We start from the raw sequence: 23,287 nt of genomic DNA on the forward strand, positions 1-23,287 counted from the left end.
TGCTGCAGGCCAGAAGCTGCGGATCTCCGGGACTTGAGAATGGGTCACGCTCAAGCACTGGCAGTCCTGTTCTCGTTCTTCACATCCAGATGAATGCTTGATTCTGGATCCGATCTGGTAAGCATCCAAACCGCTCACTTTTTAGATGAGTATTGTGTATCGGTTAACATGCGGGTGATCCGGTTTGAAGGCTGTCATGATCTCCGGAAGGACCCTCGCGCAGGGAGCTGGCTGCGAGGATAAGATGTCTCCACTGTACATCAACGAGGTCTCATGCTGTTATCTCTCTGAGGAGGACTACAGGGCACTGGGGCTCTCAGATGGTATGAATCTGCTTCTGACCAGCCCACATGGAAGTGCGGTGCTGAGGGCTGGTGTGGACAGGGGACTGCCACAGGGCATGGTTTTCATACCCATGGGGCCGTGGGCGAACATGCTGACAGGCACAGATACAAAGGGCTGCGGGATGCCCGGATTCAAGGGTGTGGAGGTGGAGGTCACACCCACAGATGAGAAGGTGTTGGATATCCGCGAATTGATGTTGAGAGGTCGATGAGATTGCAGATCGAAGATGTGCTCTGCACCTTCTGCGGCTGCCTCTGTGATGATATAAAGGTCGAGGTGGATGAAGGCAGGATAGAGAAGGTCCGTGGGGCGTGCAGGCTGGGCTCCTCGAAGATCATGGGGCATAACAGGATAAAATCGCCCATGATACGCGTGAACGGAGAGCTGAAGGAGATTAGCTACGAGGAGGCATACAGAAGGGCGGCCGAGATTCTGATCAACGCCAGACATCCACTCCTCTACGGATGGGCCTCCACCACATGCGAGGCTCTGAAGAAGGGAATTCTCTTAGCGGAGGAGATCGGCGGGGTTGTCGATACCACAGCGACTGTATGTCACGGCCCATCGATCATAGGAATTGAGGAGAAGGGAGCCGTTGGCTCCACTCTTGGCCAGATAAAGAACCGCGCAGATCTGATAGTATTCTGGGGGTGCAACCCATCAGAGGCGCATCCAAGGCACACGCTCAGATACTCATCAAATGCATGCGGCAGGTTCACACCTGATGGGAGAAAGGGCAGAAAGGTTCTGGTCGTTGATGTGAGGGAGACGAGAACCGCCAGGAACGCTGACAGATTTCTGAGAATCCAGCCGGGGACGGACTACGAGATAATATCCGCGCTGCGCATGATCATCGGAGGAAAGGCAGATTCTCTGCCGGAGGATGTAGCGGGCGTCTCCAAAAAAGAGCTCATCGAGATCGCGGAGATGATGAAGAGCGCGAAGTTCGGCGCGATATTCTTCGGTCTTGGGTTGACACACAGCAGGGGCAGATACAAGAACGTCGACAATGCTCTTTCCCTGGTGTCGGAGCTCAACAGCCACACGAAGTTCGTGATAATGGCTATGAGGGGGCACTACAACGTCACCGGCGCAGGACAGGTACTGGCGTGGTCCTCCGGGTATCCAATGGCTGTTGATTACGCCCGTGGTGCGCCATACTACAATCCCGGAGAGACATCGTGCTGCGATCTCCTGAGCAGGCGTGATGTCGATGCAGCCCTGATCATAGCCTCAGATCCGGCATCGAACCTGCCCAGGGGCTGCGTCGAGGCTCTCGCGGAGATGCCGGTGATACAGATAGATCCATTCGAGAATCCGACGACGCTATTCGCGGATGTTGTGATACCAAGCGCGATCGCAGGCATCGAGGTCGAGGGGACTGCCTACAGGATGGATGGCCTCTCGCTCCGGCTGAGAAAGCTTGTTGATGTGGAATACCCGGGAGATGTGGAAATACTCCAGGCGATTCTCGATAATGTCAGGAGGCTCAGAGATGATAATTAAAGGGGGCATCGTCTACGATCCTGCCAACGGGATCTTCGGCGAGGAGATGGATATATGCATAGAGAACGGCCGGATAGCTGAGGACGCCGGCGGGGAGGTGATTGATGCCAGAGGTCTTCTGGTTATGCCTGGCGGTGTGGATGCGCACTCGCATATCGCAGGGCCGAAGCTGAACACTGGAAGGATAATGCGCCCCGACGACTCCAGGATGGGAACTGAGCCGAGGACGAGGGTCTGCAGGCCGTCGACGGGATATACGGTGCCTAACTGCTACGCCATAGGCTACAGGTACGCCAGGCTTGGATACACCACCGCGTTCGAGGCCGCGACGCCGATAATAGAGGCCCGCCACACGCATGAGGAGCTGGAGGAGATCCCAATCGTTGACAAGGGCGCCCTTACGCTCTTCGGAAGCAACTGGACCGTGATGGAGTGCGTGCGCGAGAACGATATGGATATGCTCGCTGCATACGTTGCGTGGGGCTTGAGGGCCGCGCGCGGATACGGCGTTAAGATCGTGAATCCGGGCGGCGGCGAGGCATGGGGTTTCGGATCGAACGTGAAGAGCGTGCACGATCCGGTGCCGCACTTCGATGTAACTCCAGCACAGATTATACGAGCGCTTGCAGAGGTCAACGAGCGTCTCAGACTTCCACACTCGATACACCTGCACTTCAACAATCTGGGCAGGCCTGGGAATTACACCACAGCGATCGAGACCCTTGAGCTGCTGAAGGACATAAAGCCGAGCAGGATGCGGCAGGTTGTGCATGTCGCGCACATGCAGTTCTCAGCGTATGGCGGCACAGGCTGGAAGGACTTCGAGTCGAAGGCATCTGCGATAGCGGAGTACTTCAACCAAACAAATCATGCTACGATGGATCTCGGCCAGATAATATTCGGCCCTGCCACAACAATGACCGCTGATGCGCCGCTGGAGTATGCGAACGCCAGGATCGGGCACCAGAAATGGTCGAACCACGATATAGAGCTAGAGGAGTCCAGCGGTGTGGTGCCGTGGGTTTACACGAGAAAGATGCCTGTCAACGCGGTCCAGTGGGCGATAGGGCTGGAGCTAGCGCTTCTCACAAAAGATCCTTGGAAGGTGGTCATGACAACAGACCATCCGAACGGCGGGCCGTTCGTCAACTACCCTGAGATAATATCGCTGCTGATGAGCAGGGAGAAGCGCGAGGAGGAGATGAAGACGCTGCACGAGGTGGTGAGATCAAGAAGCACCCTACCATCGATTGAGAGAGAGATGGATTGGTCAGAGATCGTGATAATGACGAGAGCTGCACCTGCGAGAATTCTTGGCCTGGAGGACAAGGGGCATCTTGGCATCGGCGCTGATGGAGATGTATCGATATACAACATCAGACCAGATGAGATCGACCCGTCGAAGGATCATGCAGTGGTGAAGGCAGGCATGTCCAGGGCGAAGTACACGATAAAGGGCGGTGCTGTTGTAGTAAGGGACGGCGAGATAGTCGCAGCGCCACAGGGAAGGACATACTGGGTGGATGCCGCTGTTCCTGAGAGCGATATGGATCGCATGCTGTCTTCTCTCAAAGAGAAGTTCGAGAGGTACTACAGCATAAGGATGTCGAACTACATGGTGCAGGACGCGTATGTACCGAATCCGGTTGTGGTGAATGCTGGAATGCAGCCTCTGAAAGAGGTGATCTGAGATGCGCACCATCACCATAAAGCTTCCGCAGTACCATGGCGTGCCGGTGGAGGCGGAGAGGATATCTCCGGATGTTCTTGCAGGTCTCAGCATCAGGGAGATTTCTGAGATCGAGGTATGGCAGGGCAACAGGAGATTGCGGCTTTCGGATATCTTTTTGATCTCAGGCGATACTGACCCGGACAAGCCGGAGAACACGAGAGTCGTCGTAGAGGGCGATCTCTCAAAGGTCAAGCGTCTCGGTGAGGGCATGTCTGCCGGAGTTATGGAGATCATCGGTGACGCTGGAATGCACGCGGGAAACAGCATGCGCGGCGGAGTTCTGCGTATAAAAGGAGATGCAGGTGACTGGCTCGGGAGGGAGATGCGCGGAGGCAGGATCGAGGTCGATGGGAACGCGGGCAACTACGCTGGCGCCGGCTACCGCGGTGAGCGATGCGGCATGCGCGGCGGGGAGATAATTATAAAGGGGAATGCAGGTGCATTCCTTGGCGAGCATCTCTGTGGCGGGACGATCGAGGTCATGGGAGATGCTGGCGACTTCCCGGGGTGCGCGAATCAGGGTGGCATAATCCGCATACATGGACATGCTAACCTCCCCGGGGCTGAAATGGTCAAGGGCAGCATAACCGCAGGGAGCGCACGCGTGCTTCCCAGCTTCGCATATGAGGATATCGTGGAGCTGGGTGATATGACTTACAAAAAATATGTCGGAGATCTGGTTGAAAATGGCAAAGGTGAGCTCTATATTGCTTCTGGCCAGATCGGTAAATAATAAATCATGTCAGCATATACAGCTTTGAGGTGTCGAGTTGATCGATCGCAGCAGGATCTATGAGATTCTGGACGGATATGAGATGGATGATGTGAGAATAGGCATGATCGCATCTCATTCCGCCCTCGATGTCGCTGATGGCGCTGTGGAGGAGGGCTTCAGAACCCTGGCTGTCTGCCAGGAGGGGCGGGAGAGGACCTATGTAAAGTACTTCCGGGCGGAACGGGCACCGGACGGAAGGATAATCACGGGAATGATAGATGAAGTGGTGGTCTTAAAGAGGTTCAAGGATATCCTCGACCAGCAGGATATGCTTCTCAGAAAGAACGTCCTTTTTGTTCCCAACAGGTCATTCACATCTTACTGCGGAATAGATTCGGTGGAGGACGAGTTCGAGGTCCCGCTCGTGGGCAGCAGGAATCTCCTGAGATCGGAGGAGCGGGGCGACAAGATGGACTACTACTGGCTCCTGGAGAAGGCAGGCCTGCCATACCCGGAACAGATAGAGCCGGATGAGATCGACTGTCTTGTCATAGTAAAGCTGCCACATGCCGTCAAGACGCTTGAAAGGGGTTTCTTCACAGCGGCATCCGCAGAGGAATACTACGAGAAGTCGGAGCTTCTTCTCCGCCAGGGGGTCATAGACAGCGATGGCCTCGAGCTCGCCAGGATCGAGAGGTACATAATAGGCCCGGTGTTCAACCTGGACTTCTTCTACTCGCCTCTCAGGGATCGCATCGAGCTTCTCGGGATCGACTGGAGGTTTGAGACGAGCCTTGATGGGCATGTGAGGCTTCCGGCACCACAGCAGCTCAGGCTGAACGAGAAGCAGATAAACCCTGAGTACACAGTCTGCGGCCACAACTCCGCGACGCTGAGAGAGTCTTTGCTGGAGAAGGCTTTTGATCTCGCTGAGAAATATGTTGCAGCGACGAAGGAATACTATCCTCCTGGAATAATCGGCCCGTTCTGTCTCCAGACCTGCGTTGACAAGGACCTGAACTTCTACATCTACGATGTGGCGCCCCGCATAGGCGGAGGAACAAACATACACATGGCCGTGGGGCATCCGTATGGAAACGCGCTCTGGCGGACGAACATGTCTACTGGAAGGAGACTGGCTAAAGAGGTGAGGCTTGCGATAGAGAGTGATTCACTCAGGAAGATAGTGACCTGATTCGATCCATGAAATCCTTGATGTCTAGTCGAAGCGCAGGGAACACGCCAATCGGGGACGAGTTGCAGGTGAATACCATGCCCGGATCCGGAGAGCATTCGCGGAAGCTCAGACGCACACTGGATAAGCTCGCAAAGGAGGGGGAGAACGTCCAGCTCGTGTACCCGGCGCTGCTGGAGCGGCACTGCGACAGGAACACGCTGGCCCTGGCGAGGCTCGGCGGCGATGTGAGGATATCGAGCTGGGTGATCGTCACAGATAAAAACCTGCACTTTGTGAGAGCCGGCATACTCTGGGACAGCGTGCAGAGCATACCGCTCGATCGCATAACCGATATCGAATACGTCGACGAGTTTCACACCAATACCATCAAGATCCGGGTCGGGGAGCTCTCAGAGAACCTGGTATTTTACGATGAGCTCGAGGGGATACGCTTCTATCAGTACATGAAGTTCAAGAGATGGAAGGATACGTCTACGTCGTTTCACACTGTCTCCTGAACCCGCTCGTCAGGGTCAGGGGGCTCAGGCAGCCCGAGCTCTGTCACAGAGGCCCATTCATACAGCTTCCCTGCCCTGAGGTGATCTACATGGGTCTGGATAGGTGGGCTGTGACGAGGAACCAGCTTGATGTGCCAGAGTACAGGCGGTTCTGCAGGGAGCTGATGTTATCCTCGCTGGATGCAATGGAGATGCTCTCCAGGCGTTACAGGATAGCGATCGTGGGGGTTGCAGGAAGCCCGAGCTGTGGCGTGTTCACCACGACCACCGGCTATCAGGGAGGCAGGGTGCGGGAGTCAGAGCATGAGGAGATCCGCGGCATGGGCATCTTCATGGAGGAGCTGAGGCGCGCCATGAGCGAGAGAGGAATCGATGTGGAGTGGCACGAGGCGCGCAGCCGCGAGGATTGAGCGGGCGGGAGGATCTCGACAAATCATCCGGTGGGCCGTTATATATCTTCGAGGGCGTTTGAATTATGGGGCATTAAGCATGCGCTCAATCGGTTTATGTCTGGCTCTGGTGCTGGCGGCTTCACTTATCCTCTCCGGCTGCATCGAGCAGCCTCGCGTGGATGGTGGTGATAAGCTTCTCGTGGTCGCCACGATATCGCCGCTGGGAGAGTTTGTCAAGGCGGTCGGTGGGGATCGCGTTGATGTGATGGTGCTGCTCCCACCCGGGGCTGATCCGCATACATTCGAGCCCACGCCGGTGCAGATGAAGCATATAGAGAACTCAGATCTTTATGTGAAGAACGGCGCCGGTCTGGAGCTGTGGCTGGACAGATTCTCCTCAGAGGGACTTAAGGTCGTTGATAGCTCAGAGGGGATCGAGCTGATATATCTGAACGGCACCCCAGACCCCCACATCTGGCTCTCGCCCCGCTGTGCCATGATCCAGGTCGAGAACATCTGCCGGGCACTGATCGAGGTGGATCCCGATGGCAGGGAGATCTACGAAAGCAACAGAGATGCGTACATAAATGAGCTCAAAGGCCTCGACGAATATCTGAAGAACATACTTTCCAGCGCGAAGGGGCGCATCTTCGTCGTGGATCATCCTGCATGGAGCTACCTCGCTAGGGATTACGGTCTGGTGCAGGTTGCGATAGAGGAGGGCGAGAGGGAGCCCGGGCCGAGGCGCATCGCCTACATAATAAAAACCGTGAGGGATAACAACATAAAAGCGATACTCGTCGAGCCTGAGTTCAATCCCAAGATGGCAGAGGTGATCGCATCAGAGGCAGGATGTGAGGTCGTGGAGATCGATCCACTGGCAGGTAATTATATAAATAATATGAGAGCTGTGGGAGATACCATAGCGGAATCTATTGGAGCATGATGTCAGCTGTCTCTATTGAGGGTCTCACGGTCAGGCTAGATGGCAGGATCGTGCTCGAGGACGTCTGGCTGGAGGTGGGGGAGAGGGATTTTCTTGGCCTGATAGGGCCGAATGGAGGCGGCAAATCGACGCTTCTGAAGGCGATCCTCGGGCTTGTGAAGCCCACCTCCGGGCGGGTCAGGGTCTTCGGCAGGGACCCAGTTGCTGCAAGGCCTCTTATCGGATATCTTCCGCAGCACAGCATCTTCGATCAGAGGTTTCCTGTGAGAGTACTGGATATCGTTCTCATGGGAAGATACCCGCGCGTGGGCATTCTCAAGCGATACAGAAATGAGGATATCGAGGCCGCGAAGAGGGCGCTCGATGCCGTCGGCATGTTAGGCCTGGCTGACCGTGAGATCGGAGCTCTCTCAGGAGGCGAGCAGCAGAGGGTCTTCGTCGCCAGGGCGATCGTATCCGATCCGAAACTGCTCCTGCTCGATGAGCCGACAGCTGGCGTGGATATAACACAGCAGAGGGAGTTCTACGATCTCTTAAAAGATCTGAACAGCAGAATGGCCATAATAATGGTATCTCACGATCTCTCCGCCATATCAGCTCACGTCGAGAAGGTCGCATGTCTGAACCAGAGGCTTTACTACCATGGATCAAAGGAGCTCACAGAGGAGGATCTCGTCCAGGCATACGGATGCCCAATAGTAGATATAATCGCGCATGGGATTCCGCACAGGGTCTTGAGGGAGCACAGGTAGATGAACGACCTGATAGGAGAGATGATGCAGTATGAGTTCATGAAGACCGCTCTGGTCGCAGGGCTGATGCTCTCCATTCTCTGCGGGGTTGTTGGAGTGTATGTGGTTTTGAACAGGATTGTATTCATTGGTGATGGTGTCGCACACGCTGCCTTCGGAGGCATTGGCCTGGGATATCTGCTGGGGATCGATCCCTTCTTCCTCGCTCTGGTAGCAGCTGTTCTAGCCGCAGCGGGCATCGGCGCTGTGAGCAGGTTTAAGGTCTCAGAGGACACCGCGATTGGAGTATTCCTTGCGATGGGGATGGCGCTTGGTGTTCTCCTGATGAGCATGAGCACCGGCTACTCCAGAGATCTATTCGACTACCTCTTCGGAAATATACTCGCAGTATCCTGGATCGATGTGAAGATAATGATCGTATTGACAGTGATAATAACAGTGCTGGCACTCGCGCTTTATAAAGAGTTTCTGATACTCTCATTCGATCCGCATTATGGGGAGGCGCTGGGCCTGCCGGTGGGCAGGCTGAAGATGCTGCTCCTGTGCATGGTGGCATTCACTGTTGTCATGCTGATAAAGATCGTGGGGATAATAATGGTGATAGCCATGCTCACAATACCGGCTGCCATAAGCAGACAGCACCTATGCAATCTGAAACTGATTATTGCTCTCTCGGTTATACTGGGCATGATATTTGCGACCGCCGGCCTTCTGGTATCCTATGCTTTTGATCTCCCATCGGGGGCGACGGTAATACTCATAGCAGCTGCTGCATTCTTTGCAAGCACTGCTGTATCACAGAGAAATGCATCCGTATGAGCATCAGTGGCATGTGTGAATCAACTTTATAAGTTCATGTAATCTATACAACCAGGATGCTCCGTTTCATCCTGCTCGCATTGGTTCTCATACAATGTGTGACATGCCAGGAGTTCATGCTCTTTGCGGATGATTCCTACAAGGCTGCTGGCTCCCCTGATATACAGATCTCAGCTGTGAATCCCTTTATTGATGCCGGAAAGCCCGCCATCCTAAGACTCATTGTGGCAAACGATGGCAGGCTCAATGCGCTCATCCCCACAGGATTCTCCGGCTCTGAGGATCCGGAGAAGGAGATGGGGGAGGAGATGAAGGCCGCGGATGCCCTGAATGTGGTTGTGGAGGTATCTTCTGATGGAGCTCTGAGACCAGCCATTCAGAGGAGGAGCGTGCCTCTGCTCCAGGCCGGAAGCCATGCTGTTCTTGAGTTTCCTGTTGCGGTGGATTTCAATGCATCGAGCTGTGTGCTGAATGTGAATGTCACATATGAGCATCAGATGGATGCTAAGATTTCAAAGGGAACGCCGGTGCAGCTGTACGTTCCGGGAAATGCGAGCAGGCAGATACCTCTGGAGGTTCGCAGGAGCGATCGCATCACAGTGCTTCATACTGATGGTGTGTTACAGGCAGGCTCAAACAGAAGTCTCGGGATCGTCATCAAAAATCAATCTCCATGGCTGCTGAGGAACTGCACCCTGAGGCTGATCGCATCCAGTCCCATTCAGTCCTCGCAGCCTGTATGGGTTGGAGAGCTGATGCCAGGCGAGCCAGTGCTGATATGGGTACGGTCAGATGTGGAGATGAATGCCAGCATCGATCAGTACTGGCTCTCGTGCGTGGTTAACCATGATGATGGTGTGGAGCGTCTGACGTTCCCTGTGAGCGTCTCTAGAGGCCGCTCTCCAATTACATGGATCGCAGCTGCTGCACTCCTATCGCTGATTATCATCGCAGCGCAGTATCTGATGCGCACCGGTGGCATACGAAGAAGATCTGGCCTCAGGGCCGCAAGGAGACGTCGCAGGTGAGCACAAGGTCCTACCTGTGATCCACAGTTTAGACATATAATGGCTGCAGCATACTGATTAATGATATTTACAATTCTGAGGGCACGTATCTCATACGGATAAGGACTTGCTTCATGAAACGCAGCATACTGATTAATGATATTCTCAGTTCTGAGGGGCCTGTCCGGACGAGAGCTGTGGCCAGAGATCCGGATCTTCCCCTCTTCTGCACATCATAAACACTACGCTCTTATCCATACGATCTGGAAAGACAATGGCCCCAGCATGCGTTCTTGGAGAATGAATGAGTGCTTCCAACAACCAGACTACATTTCCTCTAAGTTGTTGAGTTCATGTAATCTATACAACCAGGATGCTCCGTTCCATCCTACTCGCATTGGTTCTCATACAATAACACACAAGAGCAAACACCTAATCCTATTCGGACACATTCTGAGAGTGTAACATCAATCCTTCTGTTTTATCTGAACGGGAATGAGCTCAGGGTTCGAAGATAATCGCTGCTGCATCATGTCGTGGGCTCAAATCACCAAATGTTTTGCTAGAATCTCGAAATATCCCGGCACAGTATCTCATAACTCCTGCGGGGTCAATGCTGTTGGTCTCAATGATGCTGCGCAAGCGCAGCATCCTGCTACCAGATCGTGGCGCTGGGTTACAGGTGGAACTGCTTCACAACGAAAACTAAGGGGGTGGCAAAAGTCGGGAGGGTGTAGAAGGGAGTAGCAATGAGAAGAGGGTAACAAATTCGACTTTTGCCGTTTAATACTTAGTCTAGAGTCGAATATAAAGTTTTCGGTATACTCGGGTAACAAATATTGGAGATGATATAGTCGATGCAGGATTTATATCAATCGTTCAGGTTCATCGGGATTCATATTATCTCCAAGTATATCAGCGGCGCCAGTGCGATGAGCGTCAATCCGGTGATGATCCGGATCGCGACGCGATGCTCGTGCCTGAAACGCTCGACGCTCTCAGGCTGCATGCCGAGGGCGATGGCTCCACCCAGCAGCATCACGGGAAGAACCACGCCGAGGTTGTACAGAAAGAGGTATGCGATCGCTGATGATGCGTAGCCCTTTGTGTAGATCATGGTGATGATCGCCACGTAAACCGCACCGACGCATGGGGCCTTGACCATCGAGAACAGCATTCCGAGCAGGAAATATGCTGCGAGGCTCTGAGCACCTGCCGCGGCCTGGAAGTAACTCAGTATCCAGTCAGTCCTGAAGAGAGAGCGCCCACTGGAGCCCAGACGCCTCGCATCCTCAAGCTGCAGCATCCCGAGCAGGATCAGAAGCATGCTCAGCACCAGCCTGAGCATCGATGCAGTATCGGTGTTCTGCATCACCCTGAAGAGACCCATGCCGACTATGAGGTACACAGAGAGTATGCCCAGGGAGAAGAAGATGATCATCGAGAGCATATCCCTTCTGCGACCTGTGCTCGATAGAACTGTCGTCGCAAGGAATGCGAGTATTGCTAGAAGGCAAGGGTTGAACCCCGCAAGAAGGCCGGCGATCAGGACCGTAAGCGCTGTGGATAACGTGATGCTCTCAAAGAGCTCCGATGGGTATGGCATCTCGGAAGAAGCGTTTGTACGAATTCTGCCTTCGAGAGCAGATATTATCAGCTCCCTCAGCCTGCTCTCATTTCCATCATAATCTCTGTACCCTATAACAGAGCCGTCGATTATTATCGATGGGATGTCTTTGACTCTGAACTCTTTTATGATCTTTCTCCCTTCCTCACTGGTGTATGTGTGCTCCTGGATGTGCACATCCTCGTAACTGGAGAGCACATCCTCCAGCACACTGTGGGCAGCGGCGCATTTGGCGCATCCAGGGGCTGTCAGTATCAAAACGTCCTCGCATGCTGCTGGATACACGAAGAGGAAGAGAGCGAGGGCTGGAACAAGCGTCCTCAAAGCATTACGAATGGTGTTATCTGCTGCAGATCTGCGGGAGTGCATGTTCTGTTACCCTGTTAATTTGCTGCAGATTCTCACATTAGGAGACCAGAGCTCCATAGATCATGCCGATGAGCGTCGAGATCATCACCACCAGCGCGATATACACTCCGGCCTTTCTGGGACCTATGACCCTCGCAATCACAATCATGTTCGGGAGGCTCAGGGATGGGCCGGCGAGGAGAAGCGCCAGCGCGGGACCCGGGGCTGTGACGCCTGAGCTGTAACCGAAGAGCGTCCCGACTATGGGGACCTCGAGCAGTGTTGGCATGTAGAGCACGGCGCCTATGAGGGAGGCTGTTAGGCACGATATAAAGCTGTTCGACCCCATGATCATCTTTATCAGATCCATGGGCAGGAAGTATCCGATCACACCCACCACGAACGTGCCCGCGAGAAGCAGCGGGAATATCCTCTTCGCGAGCCACCAGGTCTCGCCGAGGAATGTGCGTCTCTCCAGAGGCGTGTAGTACCTCCACATAATGTATGCCGCGATAAGTATCAGCGCTGAGAGTATCGCGATCTTCGGCACTGCAACTATCGCGCTCGATGTGGCTACGAGAAGTATGGCGATGAGCACTCCTATAAAGAGCAGAGTGGTCCTGCTCACAGAGCCGTCCTTTGGGCTGGGATTTCTGGAGGAGCTTCTTCTCTCTCCTGGAAACACAAATGACATCACGAGCCCTATGAGCACTGCCATTGTTACAGCTGCGATTGCTCTTGCAATCCCTATATCCAGACCCAGAACCCTGGCGGTCAGAACGATCGCCATCAGGTTGATGGCCGGGCCGGAGAAGAGAAATGCGATGGCAGGGCCTATGCCGGCGCCCTTCCGCTCTATTCCTGCGAACATCGGGAGTATCGTACAGCTGCAGACTGCGAGCACAGTGCCCGATATCGCCGCGACCGGATAGCAAACCCATTTAGAAGCGTCTGCGCCGAAGTACTTCAGGATTATTTCCTTCTTCAAGAGCGCGGATATAGCTCCAGCTATGAAGAACGCCGGAATCAGACATGTAAGCACATGCGCCGAGAGGTACTCGAGAAGGCTCTCAAGACCCGCGCTCAGAGCTGCGTAAATGATATCCTGCAATCAATCACCTTCGGACTCCACGAGACTGGAAAGATGTGCAATAGCTATCGCATCTGCGGTCTCGAGAAGCTCTACGACCCGTCTGTTCTTTATGCTGTAGATCGTCCTGTTTCCCTCGATCCTGCGATCGAGAAGCCCTGCATTGTAGAGAATGCTCAGGTGCTTCGATATCGTTGACTGGGATCTCTCAAATGCAGGGAGTATCTCGCACACGCACCTCTCCCCATCAGAGAGGAGCAGGAGGATTTTTATTCGGATCGGGTCGGCGAGCGCGCCGAATATGCGGACCTGCATCTCCAGCCTTGGAACAGAGAGCATGGATGGGGCTTTGCGAGGGCTGTATATAAGTTTATCGAAATATGGCGATATATGAACAACCAACACGACCGGTGTTCTCACTCACAGACCGGTATGATGCAGTTCCGTATGTCAGAAATCGCGACTCCGTAAAACATGGGGCTGGAATGAAATCCGTGTTCTGTGAGACATGCGAATGCCGGTTATACGGACACAAAACAACGCTTCTGATCCAGGTGACCTAATCTACGTTTGTTCTTCCTTCCTGCTCTTCAGCTCCTCCAGGTTCTGCATGTAGAGCCTCACGAGGGAGCTGTCGAAGTACAGCGGCAGCAGGTACTCAAAGAGCTTGTCGGTGAGCATGCCAGCCCTCTCAGCAGCGCTCTCGACTCTGTAGAGATCGTTGAGTATCTCCTCATCGATGTTATCGCTAAGCCTCTTCCTGATCCTGGTGTTTGTCTCCTTTATGGTGGTGATCGCCTCTTCCAGCTCATGCGATATCCTGTCCATGAACTCATCGAGGTTCAATTTATCGGCTTCAAGATCTGAGACACACTTTGCGATCTCCATCTCAGTTCTTCTTCTCTCCATCAGAGTGCTCCACTCATTCAGAATTCTGCTCGCAGTGGAGGGGAGCTGACGGAGATCTTCAGAGCTCTTCACGACATAATCCATGGCACCAGACTTCATTGTCTGCACAGCAAGCCTCTCAGATCCAACGCCTGTCAGTATTATGAGAGGAAAGCCTACATCCTCAGGAGTAGCAGCGCCTCTCGTAAGATCGAGACCTGTGCCGTCCGGCAGCCTGTAGTCGGCAATGACGATATCTGGCAGGGAGTCCTGGTTTTCATCAAGAAATCTCATAGCATCTGCGAGGGTCGAGACCCGCGATACGCTCCAGGCCGAGCCGTTCTCCTCAAATATCCTCTGGATGAGCACAGCATGAGCATCGTTATCCTCAACCAGAAGAACCCTCCGGAGCTTATCCATGGAAACTCACCAAATTTCTGTAACCCCTCTTCTCTAGCAATGCGTGCCCTTTCATAAAAACTTTTTGTTGAATTAATCGCTCTTCGCTCTTATGTATTCAGCAACTTGAGGGACATGCACGCCAGTTGCTGAATGCACTCATTCGCTCGCCATTAGCGCATAGCAGGACTGGTGCCTCTGCGGGCAGGTTATCAGATTGATAAGAGCTACCACGAGATGCGCTCAGAAGTCGATCCCGCTGAATCTTGACTGAGGCTGGCCGCTCTCCTGTATCTTGAGCAGCTTCTCAACATCAAACCTGCCCTGGAAGCTTGTGTGATCGCGAACATTCTTCTCGAAGATCTTGTGCCATGCGGCATCTGTTGTCCATGTGCCGTTGAAGCTCGCGGAGACATCCATCGCGATGGCATCGCACGGGTTTCTTGATCCGAAGAATGTCCTCTGTATCCGGTCCATCTCTGTCACCGCGAAGCTCTCCTGTATCTCAGCTCCTATTCCGCCATAGATCGACCTGGATTTTATGAGCTTGAATCCAACGAGCGGGACCGAGCCGAGATACGTCATGCGCGTCGAGTCGGTGAGGTTTGTGGGGGCGGATCCGCCGGATGGCGCTGTGGCAATCTCATGTGTGGAGTCCATCTCGAAGTCGCCCTCTCCATACATCACATTGTAGTATTCCAGTCCGGATCTCCTGTCCACAGCAGAGGTGCTGATATCGATGAGCCCTGTGCCTGCGACCCTGAGAACGTTCGTGTACTCCTCATGGTATTGATTTCCGGGAGAGCCACGCGCAGCAGAAGCTATGATGGCGAGAATGAGCAGAATTCTGATAAGCGTCGCTGCGTTCATGCTACTCCCCGGATTCCTTGCAAGTATTTCGGATGTTTATGTTTAAATTATCTTTGATCCAGATGCGGAACATATCTGAATAAGATGCGGGAGCCAAAATATCTGCCTTACAGATCATGTTTGGGACATGTCCGAATAATGATTAAGCGTTTCAGACATCGAAAAGCAGTAAGCCCAAATCTCTGGCATTAGCTCTTATCCGGACATGTCCCTTGTTCGTCACAATTACTTTTGCTTATTCGAACAGGTCCGGATGCTGTGTTCATCGCGGATCGAACACCATGATTCCAGTAGTCATCTGAACTGAGGCCCGAAACCATTTAAATCCATGCGCGATACGATGCATGGAGGCGTTTGGCTTTGCTCGAGATACTGAAGCGATCACTCTACGATGCGCCTGTGTTCAAGAGAGGGGACTACAACTACTTCATTCATCCTATAACAGATGGGGTTCCAGAGACGAGACCTGAGCTGATAAGGGAGGTAGTCTGTCACATAATCAGGATCGCCGATCTGGATGTCGACAAGATAGTCACCGTTGAGGCGATGGGGATACCGATTGGCGGAGCGCTCTCACTTGTGACAGACATACCGCTCGTGATAATTCGCAAGAAGATGTACGGTCTGCCCGGGGAGATAGAGGTCAGCCAGGTCACGGGCTACTCCAAATCGAAGATATATCTCAACGGTATAAAAAAAGGAGATCGTGTGATATTTGTTGATGACGTTGTGAGCACCGGTGGCACGGCCATCGCGGTTATGAAGGCGCTGGAGGCTGCGGGCGCTGTTATCAGGGATGCGGTTGTGGTGATCGAGAGGGGCGCTGGCGCTGAGCGTGTGAGATCAGCCGGTTACCCGCTTAAAACGATGGTGAAGGTGGACGTGGACGAGAAGCGTGTATTCAGGGTAGAGGAGGTCTCATTCAGGTCTTGAACGAAGATCTTGCTTCTGACCTCAGGGACGAGACCGAGAAGTGGCTCGTGAGGGCTGATGAGAGGCTCTCGGGATGCAGAGGGGACGAGAGTTTTCTGAGCAACATAAAGGCCTACATCAGCGACTCGAGGTATTTTTTAGAGAAGGGCGATCTTATCAGGGCATTCGAGGCCGTCATCTGGGCATGGGCATGGCTCGAGATCGGCGAGGAGCTGGGAAGGATAGAGAGCGGATCGGCCCATCAGCATCTGAATGCAGATCTGAAACGGAGTGGGCATGTCGATTCATACGACAGGCCCGCGACGGACAGCTAATCAGAGATCGCCTCCGTGCGCGTCTCCTGGCGCATCTCGATATTCCTGCCGTAGCCGGGGCTCACCTCGATATCGCCATCGAACACGACGCTGCCCCTCACAAGGGTCATCACCGGAAAGATCGCCTTCTTCCTTTCATACGGTGTCCAGTCCGCCCTGCTGTGGAGCCGCTGAACATCGATTCGTTCCTGCCTTTTCGGATCGAAGATAACCAGATCCGCATCTTTTCCGATGGCTATCTCCCCCTTGGATCTCAATCCAAGTATGGATGCTGGCCTTGCTGAGAGCGCGTCAACAACCCTCTCCAGGGTTATCATGTTGCTCTTCACAGCGTATAGCATGAGGGGGAGCATCGTCTCCACGCCCGGGACGCCGGGGGGCGCATGCCAGATATCATCCCTCTTCTCCTCAGGGAGATGGGGTGCGTGGTCTGATGCGATGACATCTATATCCCTCCGCCTCAGGCCGTCCCAGAGGGCATCGCAGTCAGCTGTGTTGCGCAGAGGCGGGTTCGTCTTGAGGAATGTGCCGAGCCTCCTGTAATCCCTCCTGCTCAGGAAAAGGTGGTGCGGAGCGACCTCGCAGCTCACCTTCCTGTTCCTTCTCCTCTTTACGAGCTCCAGTCCATCAGCCGTCGAGATGTGACAGATATGAATCCTGCATCTGGATACGCTCAGAGCCCGGTCGATCGCAGAGACCTCAGCTATCGGCGGTCTCGCTCTTGAATGGACATCGGGATCGCAGATCCCTCCAAGCGGCTCCGAGTATCTCCGTATCACCTCCCCATCCTCTGCGTGCACAGTCGCGAGCACGTCGAGCCGCTCGACCTCCTTTAAAATTCTGGCTAGACGTTCCTCGCTCATCTCGTACATGAAGATCTCGCCGATCGCAGCCGCCCCCTCTCTGAGGAGTGATTCGATATCGCCCGGACCGCCGTTGAGGCAGAAGTCCACGATCGACCTTCGCTTCGCCAGATTCAGCTTCTCTTTATACGACTCCGCGTCCATGACCGGAGGATCTGTGTTGGGCTGGTCGACCACTGTCGTCACACCGCCAGCAGCCGCGGATATCGAGCCGCTCTCCCAGTCCTCCTTGTGCGTGTACCCAGGATCCCTGAAGTGGACGTGCATGTCGATAACCCCAGGTATGATGATCATGCCGCTGGCGTCGATTCTCTCTGCGGCTGTGTTGTATCCACCGAGTGCTGCGATCCTTCCGTTTTTGATCCATATGTCCGTGTTCAGCAGCCTGCCACCAGTGTAAACCCTGCCGTCTTTTACCAGAAGGTCCATCATGCAGCATTCTCCAGCATTGGAGTTCTCGTGACATCCTCTCCAGCCTGAAAGACCGGAGTCTGCGCCCTGTTACTCCATATCAAAGCTTGTATCCGAATCTCCTGAGAAGGCTCCGCCTCTCCGCGACCTTCTCTGGCCCCTCGACACCCTTTGGAGAGCTTCCATCTATCACCCCAAGTATGCCGCTGCCCTGTTCTGTCGACGCTACCACCACCTCCACCGGATTGGCTGTGGCGCAGAAGATGCCGCAGACCTCCTGAACGCTTTTTATGGCGTTTAGGACGTTTATCGGGAACGCGCCCTGTATCAGGATGACAAATGTGTGCCCGCAGCCGAGCGCGAGGGAGTTTCTCTTTGCAGCTTCCTTCAGAGCATCGTCGTTCCCCTCAAGCCTAACGAGACAATCACCGCTTGCCTCGGAGAATGCAATTCCGAACCGCGCGCCTGGCACGCTTCCCGCAATCGCCTCATAGAGGTCCTCAGCCGTCTTGATGAAGTGGCTCTGGCCGAGTATGAGGTTGGAGCCATCGGGTATCTCCATTCTCACCGTCTTCAGTTCCATTCGATCACCACCACCTTGGATGACAACCATTGACTTATCGGTTGCGGACCTGAACTAGCGCTTCTTCCGCAGCCCCTTTCCACGCCTTTCAGTGCTCTTCGATCTCAGTGCAACTGATGTGAAGTAGTATGCGGCCATGAATATCAGCGATGCGATCAGCGCCTCGATCGCGGACTCGATGGCGCCCAGGCCATGGCCGAAGTACGTAAAGAGATCGTAGATGGTGAAGAAGACTGCCCCAATCAGCAGGGTCTGGAACGGTAGAGCCATAGCCCTGAATCTAAGCAGTATATCCTCTATCATATCTGTGTAAGTCCTTTCCAGTTCTGCTCATATAAAGCCTCGTCCACCAGATCGTCGTCAGGGGTGCTATGACGAGAACGCTGAAGATGCCGCCTGCCGTGGACCACAGACCCTCAAGACCTGTTCCCTCAAAGAGCATCCCAATTATGCTGAACGCCATAGATAATCCCACAGTCACAAGCCAGAGCAAGAAAACATCGAAGATATTCTCTCTGAAGAAGCGCATGCTTGCCCTGATCCCTGAGATCGCGCTGAGTGAATCGACCACAATTGCAGGAGAGACAACAGCGAGTGCCATGGATATCACTATGAGTATCAGGCAGATTGCCAGAACCCAGGCGATCACAAGAGCTACGAGCCCCGGATCTATCTGCTCCGGGCTCTGTGCGATGCTTGAAAGAGCCTCCAAAGATATGAACGGCACAAAGAGCGCGCTGACGACCAGAACACACAGGGCGTAGATGATCAGGCTCAGCAGGGATACTGAGAAGAGTCGGATGCAGTATCTCTTTCCCGCTTCCCACATCTCCCCCAGGGAGGAGAAGCCGGTCGCATTTGCGCTTCGAGCCATGCCAGTTGCACCTGCCGTGAAGAATGCACTGACAAGCAGCGCAAGTACAAAGAACAGCACTACATACACTCCGATCGTTATGCCATTCTGATCGAACGCCTGCATGATCTCCTCTGGAGGCACATCCTCGATGTTCATAAAGGCCTCGGGCATTGTTCCAAGGATGGAGACGAACAGCAGTATGAACAGTAACCCTACAGCAATAACATCGAGCATGAAGGGGACACATATAATGAGATTGTTCTTCCAGGTGGAAAATCCCCTCCCTATAACCGACCCAATTTCCTCGTACATGCTTTCCTCGTACATGCTCAAAACATTGTCTTCGCATACTAGTGAACTACCCTACTCTGGAGGGTAGGGCTTCCCACTTCATCGCCAAAACTTGCATCACAGATATATGATGTAGAGGTTTTGACTCTATGGGCACTACGGGCTGTTCCATCCCTGCAATGAGTATGTTCATGGAAGCATTGTAGTCTCTATCGCATGAGAACCCACAATAAGGGCACTCATGAATTCTGTCCGATAACTCTTTCCTCACAATGCTCCCGCAAGTGGAACACCTCTGAGTAGTGTTCCTTGGATCTACCTTGATCAGCTTTCGACCAGCACTTTCAGCCTTGTACGAAAGCATGAATATGAACTTAGACCAGGATGCATCATGGATGTTTCGATGTGTGCCTTTGTTGTAACCTTTCTCCTTCAGACCCTTGACATCCAAGTCCTCGACGCAGATTATATCGTAGTTGTTGACATAATGTCTAGAGAGCTTATGAAGGAAATCCAATCTCTGATTATTGATCCTTTCATGAACTTTATTCAGTTTCTCTTTGAACTTCTCGCGGTTATTAGAGCCTTTCATAGCTCTCGATAATCTTCTTTGGATGTTCTTAACTTTGGTAGCTACCTTCTCTGCAAATCTTGGATTCTCTACAGAATTTCCGTCTGTGTCGACAGCAAACGACTTCAAGCCAACATCTATACCTACTGATTTTCCAGTTGCAGGCAGTGTCTCTGGCTCTTGATCTGCCTGAACAATGGCAAACCATTGCCTACCTTCTCTCTTGATCAGGATAGCCTTGATGCATCCTTGAACTTTGCGATGCATTTTGATCTTGATGTCGCCTATCTTGGATAAATGCAAACAGCCATGATCTTGATCCAGCTTGAAGCCTGACTGATTATAGTACATGGTCTTGTACCATCCATACCCTTTGAAGCGGAGACGACCGATCTTGCGACCATTCTTCTTTGATGCTGAGAGTCCTTTAATGTTAGACCAAAGAGTGTAATTCACCATCTGGAGGACTTTGGAATATACTAGGTTCAGTTTTGGATTTTCAAGCTTCAGAACGGGTATCATGTTCTGAGTGTCATAGGTCGTGAGCTTGATGCCCTTCTCTTTAGCTTCGTTCAGCTCTTGAAGAAGCCGATTATAGAGCCACCTACAAGCATCCAGCGCTTCAGCTAACTTTTGCTGTGTCGCCTCATCAGGAAATATTGGATACTTGTAGCTGATAATCATTATTTCTCCATCTGAGACTCTAATACTGCATCGGAACTAAATAGTTATCGTTGAGCATGTCAGAAGCAGGGAGGGCTTCGCTCTCATCCGGGGACTTCCCGCTGCGCCCTCTCCTCTCCCAAGAGTTAAACCCCACATGAGACAGAGGGCACTCTTATGATTGTTCTCACAAAAAACGTGCCGATACAGGAGGTTGAACCATCCATGTCACGTTTTCATGGATACAGCACAGTCCACCAGAGACTTATGGGCACTCCGCCACTACCGAATCCGGCAGGGCTGTTTGAGCCCCACGATCTGAATCTATAACAGATTTAGCGCATTGGTACTCCAAGCGCAAGCCCCGCGATCGTTCGTCCCACATTCACGCCGAGCGCTGAGTATATACCCTTTCCAGACGGGGTCCCGTTGACCTCGATCACCATCATTCCATCTTCTGATTCGAGCATGTCGACTCCGCTGTACATGGTCCCGACCGCCCTGTTTGCATCTACCGCGATTCTCTCTATCTCATCGCTGATCTCGCACCTCTCCGCTCTCCCGCCACGTGCGAGATTGCTTATCCATTCGCCTGGTGGCGCGACCCTGTATATGGCGCCAGCAACCTCCTCCCCAACAACAAATGCCCGTATGTCTCTCTTCTCAGGCGTCTCAATGAACTCCTGGAGGTAGAGGGCGCCTCTTCTGATGAGAAGATCTTTTATGAGATCCGCGTCCCCAGGCCGGAGTAGCGCTATATCCTTTCCCTTGTACCCGAAGAGCGGCTTGCAGACCGCACGCCCCATCCTCTCCACAGTCTTTAAAGCCTCATCGTAGCTGGAAGTCACAACTGTCCTGGGTGTTGGAACACCTGCACGCCTGAGCGCCATGGATGTTGCAAACTTGTTCGCAGCTCTCACAATCGCATCCGGAGGATTTATCACGGTCACTCCGAGATCTGCAAGCGACCTGAGCGCCTCAAACCTGAATGCAACATCCTGTGGCGCGCCCCTGCCCATGTCTCTGATTATGAGCGTGTCGAGATCGAAAAGATCCACGCCTCCCTTCCTGAAGCTCAGATCAAACCCGATCTCGACCGCAAGCTCTGAGATATCCATCATCACCGCAGAGGCGCCGAGTTCTGCCAGGCCCATGGATATCGCCCTGGCGGTCCAGTCGTCCGGATTCGAGACCACGATACCAAGCGATTTCATAGAACCTCCTGGAGGGCAGCTTTGGTCTTCCAGTGTAGCTTACAGCTGGTTCATTCCAAGAATTCCGCTGACTGGCCCGGAGACCCTGTACTCTGTTCTGTTGATCACAACCCTCTTCGATGACGTGTATCCTGATGTCTCAGAGCTCACCCTTCTCGCGATGAACGATCCTGATTCGCTGAAACCGCTGCTGTCCATTCGGATGAACTCACCGTTTACCATCTCTCCTGCGAACTTGCCGCTCATATATATCGATATCAGAACGTCATCATAGAGAGCTGCAATGGCAATGCTCATCTGATCTCCTGAGACCATGCCTGAGATCACACCGCTCCATGCGTCTGATCTGCAACGCCCTGTGATCTCACGGCCTGTCTGATTGATGGCCGCTGTTATCACGGTCTCGTTTAGGCTCAAGCTCCATATCCCATTAACATCGACCGCCTCCTGATCGAGCGGCACAACACTGCCAGAGTAGACTATGGTCGTGTCCCTTCCCAGGGAGTGTGCAGATAAAAGGACGCATATCATGAGAGATATGATCAGAAACCTCATATCACCACCTCAAAGCTCATATCCTGATAGCAGCTCTTCTGGGGCGCCTGCAAGCATCCTGAGCGCCTTCGCCTCCATGAAGTGCAGTCTTCCGGGGATGACCATCACATGCAAAGGCGGGCCGAAGCTGTACGTCTTCAGCTCCAAAAGCGTGCCGGCCCTGACGCACATATCCTCTGACCCAGCCCTCGCGATGCCAACCGCGAGATTTGACGCGAAATCCTCATCGCCGCTCCCGTTTGCGACCTCGATCAGGAGAGCAGCAGCCTCATTTATGCACATGAATCGTTCGTCCTGGATGTCCAGATATAGCAGCGTGTGCAGATCTCTTCTCAGATTATCCTTCACAGCATTATATGGGGTTGATGATACAATGCGCTTTCCCCTTACGATATGAGGGAACGGCACAGTGGCAGACCTGCCAAACCTGTAGTTCTGCAGACCTGTTATCCCGGGAACCGCAGATGCGATGTTCGATCCGTGTATAACCCTCGTATCAATGCCCATCTCAATCGCTCTGAGCCGCAGGTCCAGATGCGTCGTGGAGATCATCGGATCTCCTCCGACCAGAAGGGCGACATTCCTATCCCTGGCGTGCTCGAGCCACTCAGGTTCGCCCTCTATCTCAGACCTCGAGAGCATCCTTATCTCACGCCCGTACAGCTGCTCCAGCCTCTCGATGGATGTGCCCATGAGCCTGGAGGTATAAAATTCTGCATACACCGCATCAGCGCATCTCACAATCTCAAGGCCCTTCACGGAGATGTCCCGCTCGTCATACAGCCCGAGGCCCACAAAGAAGAGCATGGATGCTAATCCGCAGCATGGGTTTAAATATTCTGCATATCTCTCTGCGCGGCCCGAGTGCAGGAAAACATGGGCATTGCTTCCCATGAGTGCTG

General features: G+C 53.3%; 26 protein-coding genes. 13 read left to right on the plus strand and 13 right to left on the minus strand.

Annotated elements, in window-relative coordinates:
• The first annotated feature begins 184 nt into the window (after positions 1-184).
• From MTHE_RS05710 to MTHE_RS05760, 11 genes are all read left to right on the plus strand, one after another.
• Positions 185-556: a molybdopterin dinucleotide binding domain-containing protein gene (locus tag MTHE_RS05710; protein ID WP_011696271.1), complete on the plus strand. Its 372-nt coding sequence runs from the start codon at positions 185-187 to the stop codon at positions 554-556.
• Positions 553-1,851 (plus strand): formylmethanofuran dehydrogenase subunit B, encoded by a 1,299-nt coding sequence (locus MTHE_RS05715; protein ID WP_175265849.1) that lies wholly within the window; start codon positions 553-555, stop codon positions 1,849-1,851. The genes MTHE_RS05710 and MTHE_RS05715 overlap by 4 nt, the downstream gene beginning before the upstream one ends.
• Positions 1,841-3,541, plus strand: coding sequence for a formylmethanofuran dehydrogenase subunit A (locus tag MTHE_RS05720; RefSeq protein WP_011696273.1), 1,701 nt, complete (start codon positions 1,841-1,843; stop codon positions 3,539-3,541). The genes MTHE_RS05715 and MTHE_RS05720 overlap by 11 nt, the downstream gene beginning before the upstream one ends.
• Position 3,542: 1 nt before the next feature.
• Positions 3,543-4,316 carry a formylmethanofuran dehydrogenase subunit C gene (locus tag MTHE_RS05725; protein ID WP_011696274.1) on the plus strand — a complete coding sequence of 258 codons (774 nt, stop codon included), beginning with the start codon at positions 3,543-3,545 and terminating at the stop codon, positions 4,314-4,316.
• 37 nt (positions 4,317-4,353) lie between these two features.
• A complete protein-coding gene (locus MTHE_RS05730) occupies positions 4,354-5,493 on the plus strand; it encodes a formate--phosphoribosylaminoimidazolecarboxamide ligase family protein (RefSeq protein ID WP_011696275.1) in 1,140 nt (379 codons plus the stop codon).
• Between the two features lie 77 nt (positions 5,494-5,570).
• Positions 5,571-5,993, plus strand: a complete 423-nt coding sequence (locus tag MTHE_RS05735) for a hypothetical protein (protein WP_011696276.1) — start codon at positions 5,571-5,573, stop codon at positions 5,991-5,993.
• On the plus strand, positions 5,954-6,403 hold the full coding sequence (locus MTHE_RS05740; protein ID WP_011696277.1) for a 2-thiouracil desulfurase family protein: 450 nt from the start codon (positions 5,954-5,956) through the stop codon (positions 6,401-6,403). The genes MTHE_RS05735 and MTHE_RS05740 overlap by 40 nt, the downstream gene beginning before the upstream one ends.
• 79 nt (positions 6,404-6,482) lie before the next feature.
• On the plus strand, positions 6,483-7,331 hold the full coding sequence (locus MTHE_RS05745) for a metal ABC transporter substrate-binding protein (RefSeq protein WP_011696278.1): 849 nt from the start codon (positions 6,483-6,485) through the stop codon (positions 7,329-7,331).
• Positions 7,331-8,083, plus strand: coding sequence for a metal ABC transporter ATP-binding protein (locus MTHE_RS05750; protein WP_011696279.1), 753 nt, complete (start codon positions 7,331-7,333; stop codon positions 8,081-8,083). Before MTHE_RS05745 ends, MTHE_RS05750 begins: the two co-directional genes overlap by 1 nt.
• A complete protein-coding gene (locus MTHE_RS05755) occupies positions 8,084-8,902 on the plus strand; it encodes a metal ABC transporter permease (RefSeq protein WP_175265851.1) in 819 nt (272 codons plus the stop codon).
• 56 nt (positions 8,903-8,958) lie between these two features.
• Positions 8,959-9,930, plus strand: coding sequence for a COG1361 family protein (locus MTHE_RS05760; RefSeq protein ID WP_011696281.1), 972 nt, complete (start codon positions 8,959-8,961; stop codon positions 9,928-9,930).
• 874 nt (positions 9,931-10,804) lie between these two features.
• On the opposite strand, the gene MTHE_RS05765 is transcribed toward MTHE_RS05760, so the two are convergent.
• From MTHE_RS05765 to MTHE_RS05785, 5 genes are all read right to left on the minus strand, one after another.
• Positions 10,805-11,860 carry a cytochrome c biogenesis protein gene (locus MTHE_RS05765; protein ID WP_232840829.1) on the minus strand — a complete coding sequence of 352 codons (1,056 nt, stop codon included), beginning with the start codon at positions 11,858-11,860 and terminating at the stop codon, positions 10,805-10,807.
• 82 nt (positions 11,861-11,942) lie between these two features.
• Complete coding sequence (locus tag MTHE_RS05770) at positions 11,943-12,995, minus strand: permease (protein WP_011696283.1); 1,053 nt, start codon at positions 12,993-12,995, stop codon at positions 11,943-11,945.
• Entirely contained in the window at positions 12,996-13,313 is a 318-nt protein-coding gene (locus MTHE_RS05775; RefSeq protein ID WP_175265852.1) for an ArsR/SmtB family transcription factor, read from the minus strand.
• 225 nt (positions 13,314-13,538) lie between these two features.
• Complete coding sequence (locus MTHE_RS05780; RefSeq protein ID WP_011696285.1) at positions 13,539-14,282, minus strand: response regulator; 744 nt, start codon at positions 14,280-14,282, stop codon at positions 13,539-13,541.
• A 222-nt stretch (positions 14,283-14,504) separates the two neighbouring features.
• Entirely contained in the window at positions 14,505-15,131 is a 627-nt protein-coding gene (locus tag MTHE_RS05785; protein ID WP_011696286.1) for a hypothetical protein, read from the minus strand.
• Positions 15,132-15,491: 360 nt separating this feature from the next.
• Here MTHE_RS05785 and hpt point away from each other — a divergent pair, with 360 nt between their 5' ends.
• Together hpt and MTHE_RS05795 are read left to right on the plus strand one after the other, a co-directional pair.
• The gene (gene hpt, locus MTHE_RS05790; RefSeq protein ID WP_011696287.1) at positions 15,492-16,064 is read left to right on the plus strand and encodes a hypoxanthine/guanine phosphoribosyltransferase; all 573 of its coding nucleotides are present in this window, start codon (positions 15,492-15,494) and stop codon (positions 16,062-16,064) included.
• Positions 16,061-16,378: a DUF357 domain-containing protein gene (locus tag MTHE_RS05795; RefSeq protein ID WP_011696288.1), complete on the plus strand. Its 318-nt coding sequence runs from the start codon at positions 16,061-16,063 to the stop codon at positions 16,376-16,378. The genes hpt and MTHE_RS05795 overlap by 4 nt, the downstream gene beginning before the upstream one ends.
• Here MTHE_RS05795 and MTHE_RS05800 read toward each other — a convergent pair.
• The 8 genes from MTHE_RS05800 to dph5 all read right to left on the minus strand — a co-directional run bounded on the left by MTHE_RS05800 (position 16,375) and on the right by dph5 (position 23,192).
• Positions 16,375-17,673, minus strand: coding sequence for a dihydroorotase (locus MTHE_RS05800; protein WP_011696289.1), 1,299 nt, complete (start codon positions 17,671-17,673; stop codon positions 16,375-16,377). The genes MTHE_RS05795 and MTHE_RS05800 overlap by 4 nt on opposite strands.
• 79 nt (positions 17,674-17,752) lie before the next feature.
• A complete protein-coding gene (locus tag MTHE_RS05805; RefSeq protein ID WP_011696290.1) occupies positions 17,753-18,235 on the minus strand; it encodes an adenosine-specific kinase in 483 nt (160 codons plus the stop codon).
• A 54-nt stretch (positions 18,236-18,289) separates the two neighbouring features.
• Entirely contained in the window at positions 18,290-18,538 is a 249-nt protein-coding gene (locus MTHE_RS05810) for a hypothetical protein (RefSeq protein ID WP_011696291.1), read from the minus strand.
• Entirely contained in the window at positions 18,516-19,325 is an 810-nt protein-coding gene (locus tag MTHE_RS05815) for a DUF7847 domain-containing protein (RefSeq protein ID WP_175265853.1), read from the minus strand. Before MTHE_RS05815 ends, MTHE_RS05810 begins: the two co-directional genes overlap by 23 nt.
• A gap of 124 nt (positions 19,326-19,449) precedes the next feature.
• Positions 19,450-20,637, minus strand: a complete 1,188-nt coding sequence (locus MTHE_RS05820) for an RNA-guided endonuclease InsQ/TnpB family protein (RefSeq protein ID WP_011696293.1) — start codon at positions 20,635-20,637, stop codon at positions 19,450-19,452.
• Positions 20,638-20,951: 314 nt separating this feature from the next.
• Positions 20,952-21,830: a tetrahydromethanopterin:alpha-L-glutamate ligase gene (mptN, locus tag MTHE_RS05825; protein ID WP_011696294.1), complete on the minus strand. Its 879-nt coding sequence runs from the start codon at positions 21,828-21,830 to the stop codon at positions 20,952-20,954.
• Positions 21,831-21,869: 39 nt separating this feature from the next.
• The gene (locus MTHE_RS05830; RefSeq protein ID WP_011696295.1) at positions 21,870-22,385 is read right to left on the minus strand and encodes a hypothetical protein; all 516 of its coding nucleotides are present in this window, start codon (positions 22,383-22,385) and stop codon (positions 21,870-21,872) included.
• A 9-nt stretch (positions 22,386-22,394) separates the two neighbouring features.
• A complete protein-coding gene (gene dph5 / locus MTHE_RS05835; protein ID WP_011696296.1) occupies positions 22,395-23,192 on the minus strand; it encodes a diphthine synthase in 798 nt (265 codons plus the stop codon).
• Positions 23,193-23,287: the final 95 nt, after the last annotated feature.

Source organism: Methanothrix thermoacetophila PT (assembly GCF_000014945.1).
In the GTDB taxonomy this organism is placed as follows: domain Archaea; phylum Halobacteriota; class Methanosarcinia; order Methanotrichales; family Methanotrichaceae; genus Methanothrix_B; species Methanothrix_B thermoacetophila.

What these genes read in the sequence shown, in the direction of transcription:
- MTHE_RS05805 (WP_011696290.1), bottom strand. Translation starts at nt 18,235, where the DNA reads ATGGAACTGAAGACGGTGAGAATGGAGATACCCGATGGCTCCAACCTC.
- MTHE_RS05750 (WP_011696279.1), top strand. Translation starts at nt 7,331, where the DNA reads ATGTCAGCTGTCTCTATTGAGGGTCTCACGGTCAGGCTAGATGGCAGG.
- MTHE_RS05760 (WP_011696281.1), top strand. Translation starts at nt 8,959, where the DNA reads ATGCTCCGTTTCATCCTGCTCGCATTGGTTCTCATACAATGTGTGACA.
- MTHE_RS05775 (WP_175265852.1), bottom strand. Translation starts at nt 13,313, where the DNA reads ATGCTCTCTGTTCCAAGGCTGGAGATGCAGGTCCGCATATTCGGCGCG.
- dph5 (WP_011696296.1), bottom strand. Translation starts at nt 23,192, where the DNA reads ATGCTCTTCTTTGTGGGCCTCGGGCTGTATGACGAGCGGGACATCTCC.
- MTHE_RS05830 (WP_011696295.1), bottom strand. Translation starts at nt 22,385, where the DNA reads ATGAGGTTTCTGATCATATCTCTCATGATATGCGTCCTTTTATCTGCA.
- mptN (WP_011696294.1), bottom strand. Translation starts at nt 21,830, where the DNA reads ATGAAATCGCTTGGTATCGTGGTCTCGAATCCGGACGACTGGACCGCC.
- MTHE_RS05715 (WP_175265849.1), top strand. Translation starts at nt 553, where the DNA reads ATGAGATTGCAGATCGAAGATGTGCTCTGCACCTTCTGCGGCTGCCTC.
- MTHE_RS05725 (WP_011696274.1), top strand. Translation starts at nt 3,543, where the DNA reads ATGCGCACCATCACCATAAAGCTTCCGCAGTACCATGGCGTGCCGGTG.
- MTHE_RS05785 (WP_011696286.1), bottom strand. Translation starts at nt 15,131, where the DNA reads ATGAACGCAGCGACGCTTATCAGAATTCTGCTCATTCTCGCCATCATA.
- MTHE_RS05735 (WP_011696276.1), top strand. Translation starts at nt 5,571, where the DNA reads ATGCCCGGATCCGGAGAGCATTCGCGGAAGCTCAGACGCACACTGGAT.
- MTHE_RS05740 (WP_011696277.1), top strand. Translation starts at nt 5,954, where the DNA reads ATGGAAGGATACGTCTACGTCGTTTCACACTGTCTCCTGAACCCGCTC.
- MTHE_RS05820 (WP_011696293.1), bottom strand. Translation starts at nt 20,637, where the DNA reads ATGATTATCAGCTACAAGTATCCAATATTTCCTGATGAGGCGACACAG.
- MTHE_RS05755 (WP_175265851.1), top strand. Translation starts at nt 8,084, where the DNA reads ATGAACGACCTGATAGGAGAGATGATGCAGTATGAGTTCATGAAGACC.
- MTHE_RS05745 (WP_011696278.1), top strand. Translation starts at nt 6,483, where the DNA reads ATGCGCTCAATCGGTTTATGTCTGGCTCTGGTGCTGGCGGCTTCACTT.
- MTHE_RS05720 (WP_011696273.1), top strand. Translation starts at nt 1,841, where the DNA reads ATGATAATTAAAGGGGGCATCGTCTACGATCCTGCCAACGGGATCTTC.
- MTHE_RS05780 (WP_011696285.1), bottom strand. Translation starts at nt 14,282, where the DNA reads ATGGATAAGCTCCGGAGGGTTCTTCTGGTTGAGGATAACGATGCTCAT.
- MTHE_RS05810 (WP_011696291.1), bottom strand. Translation starts at nt 18,538, where the DNA reads ATGATAGAGGATATACTGCTTAGATTCAGGGCTATGGCTCTACCGTTC.
- MTHE_RS05800 (WP_011696289.1), bottom strand. Translation starts at nt 17,673, where the DNA reads ATGATGGACCTTCTGGTAAAAGACGGCAGGGTTTACACTGGTGGCAGG.
- MTHE_RS05815 (WP_175265853.1), bottom strand. Translation starts at nt 19,325, where the DNA reads ATGCTCGATGTTATTGCTGTAGGGTTACTGTTCATACTGCTGTTCGTC.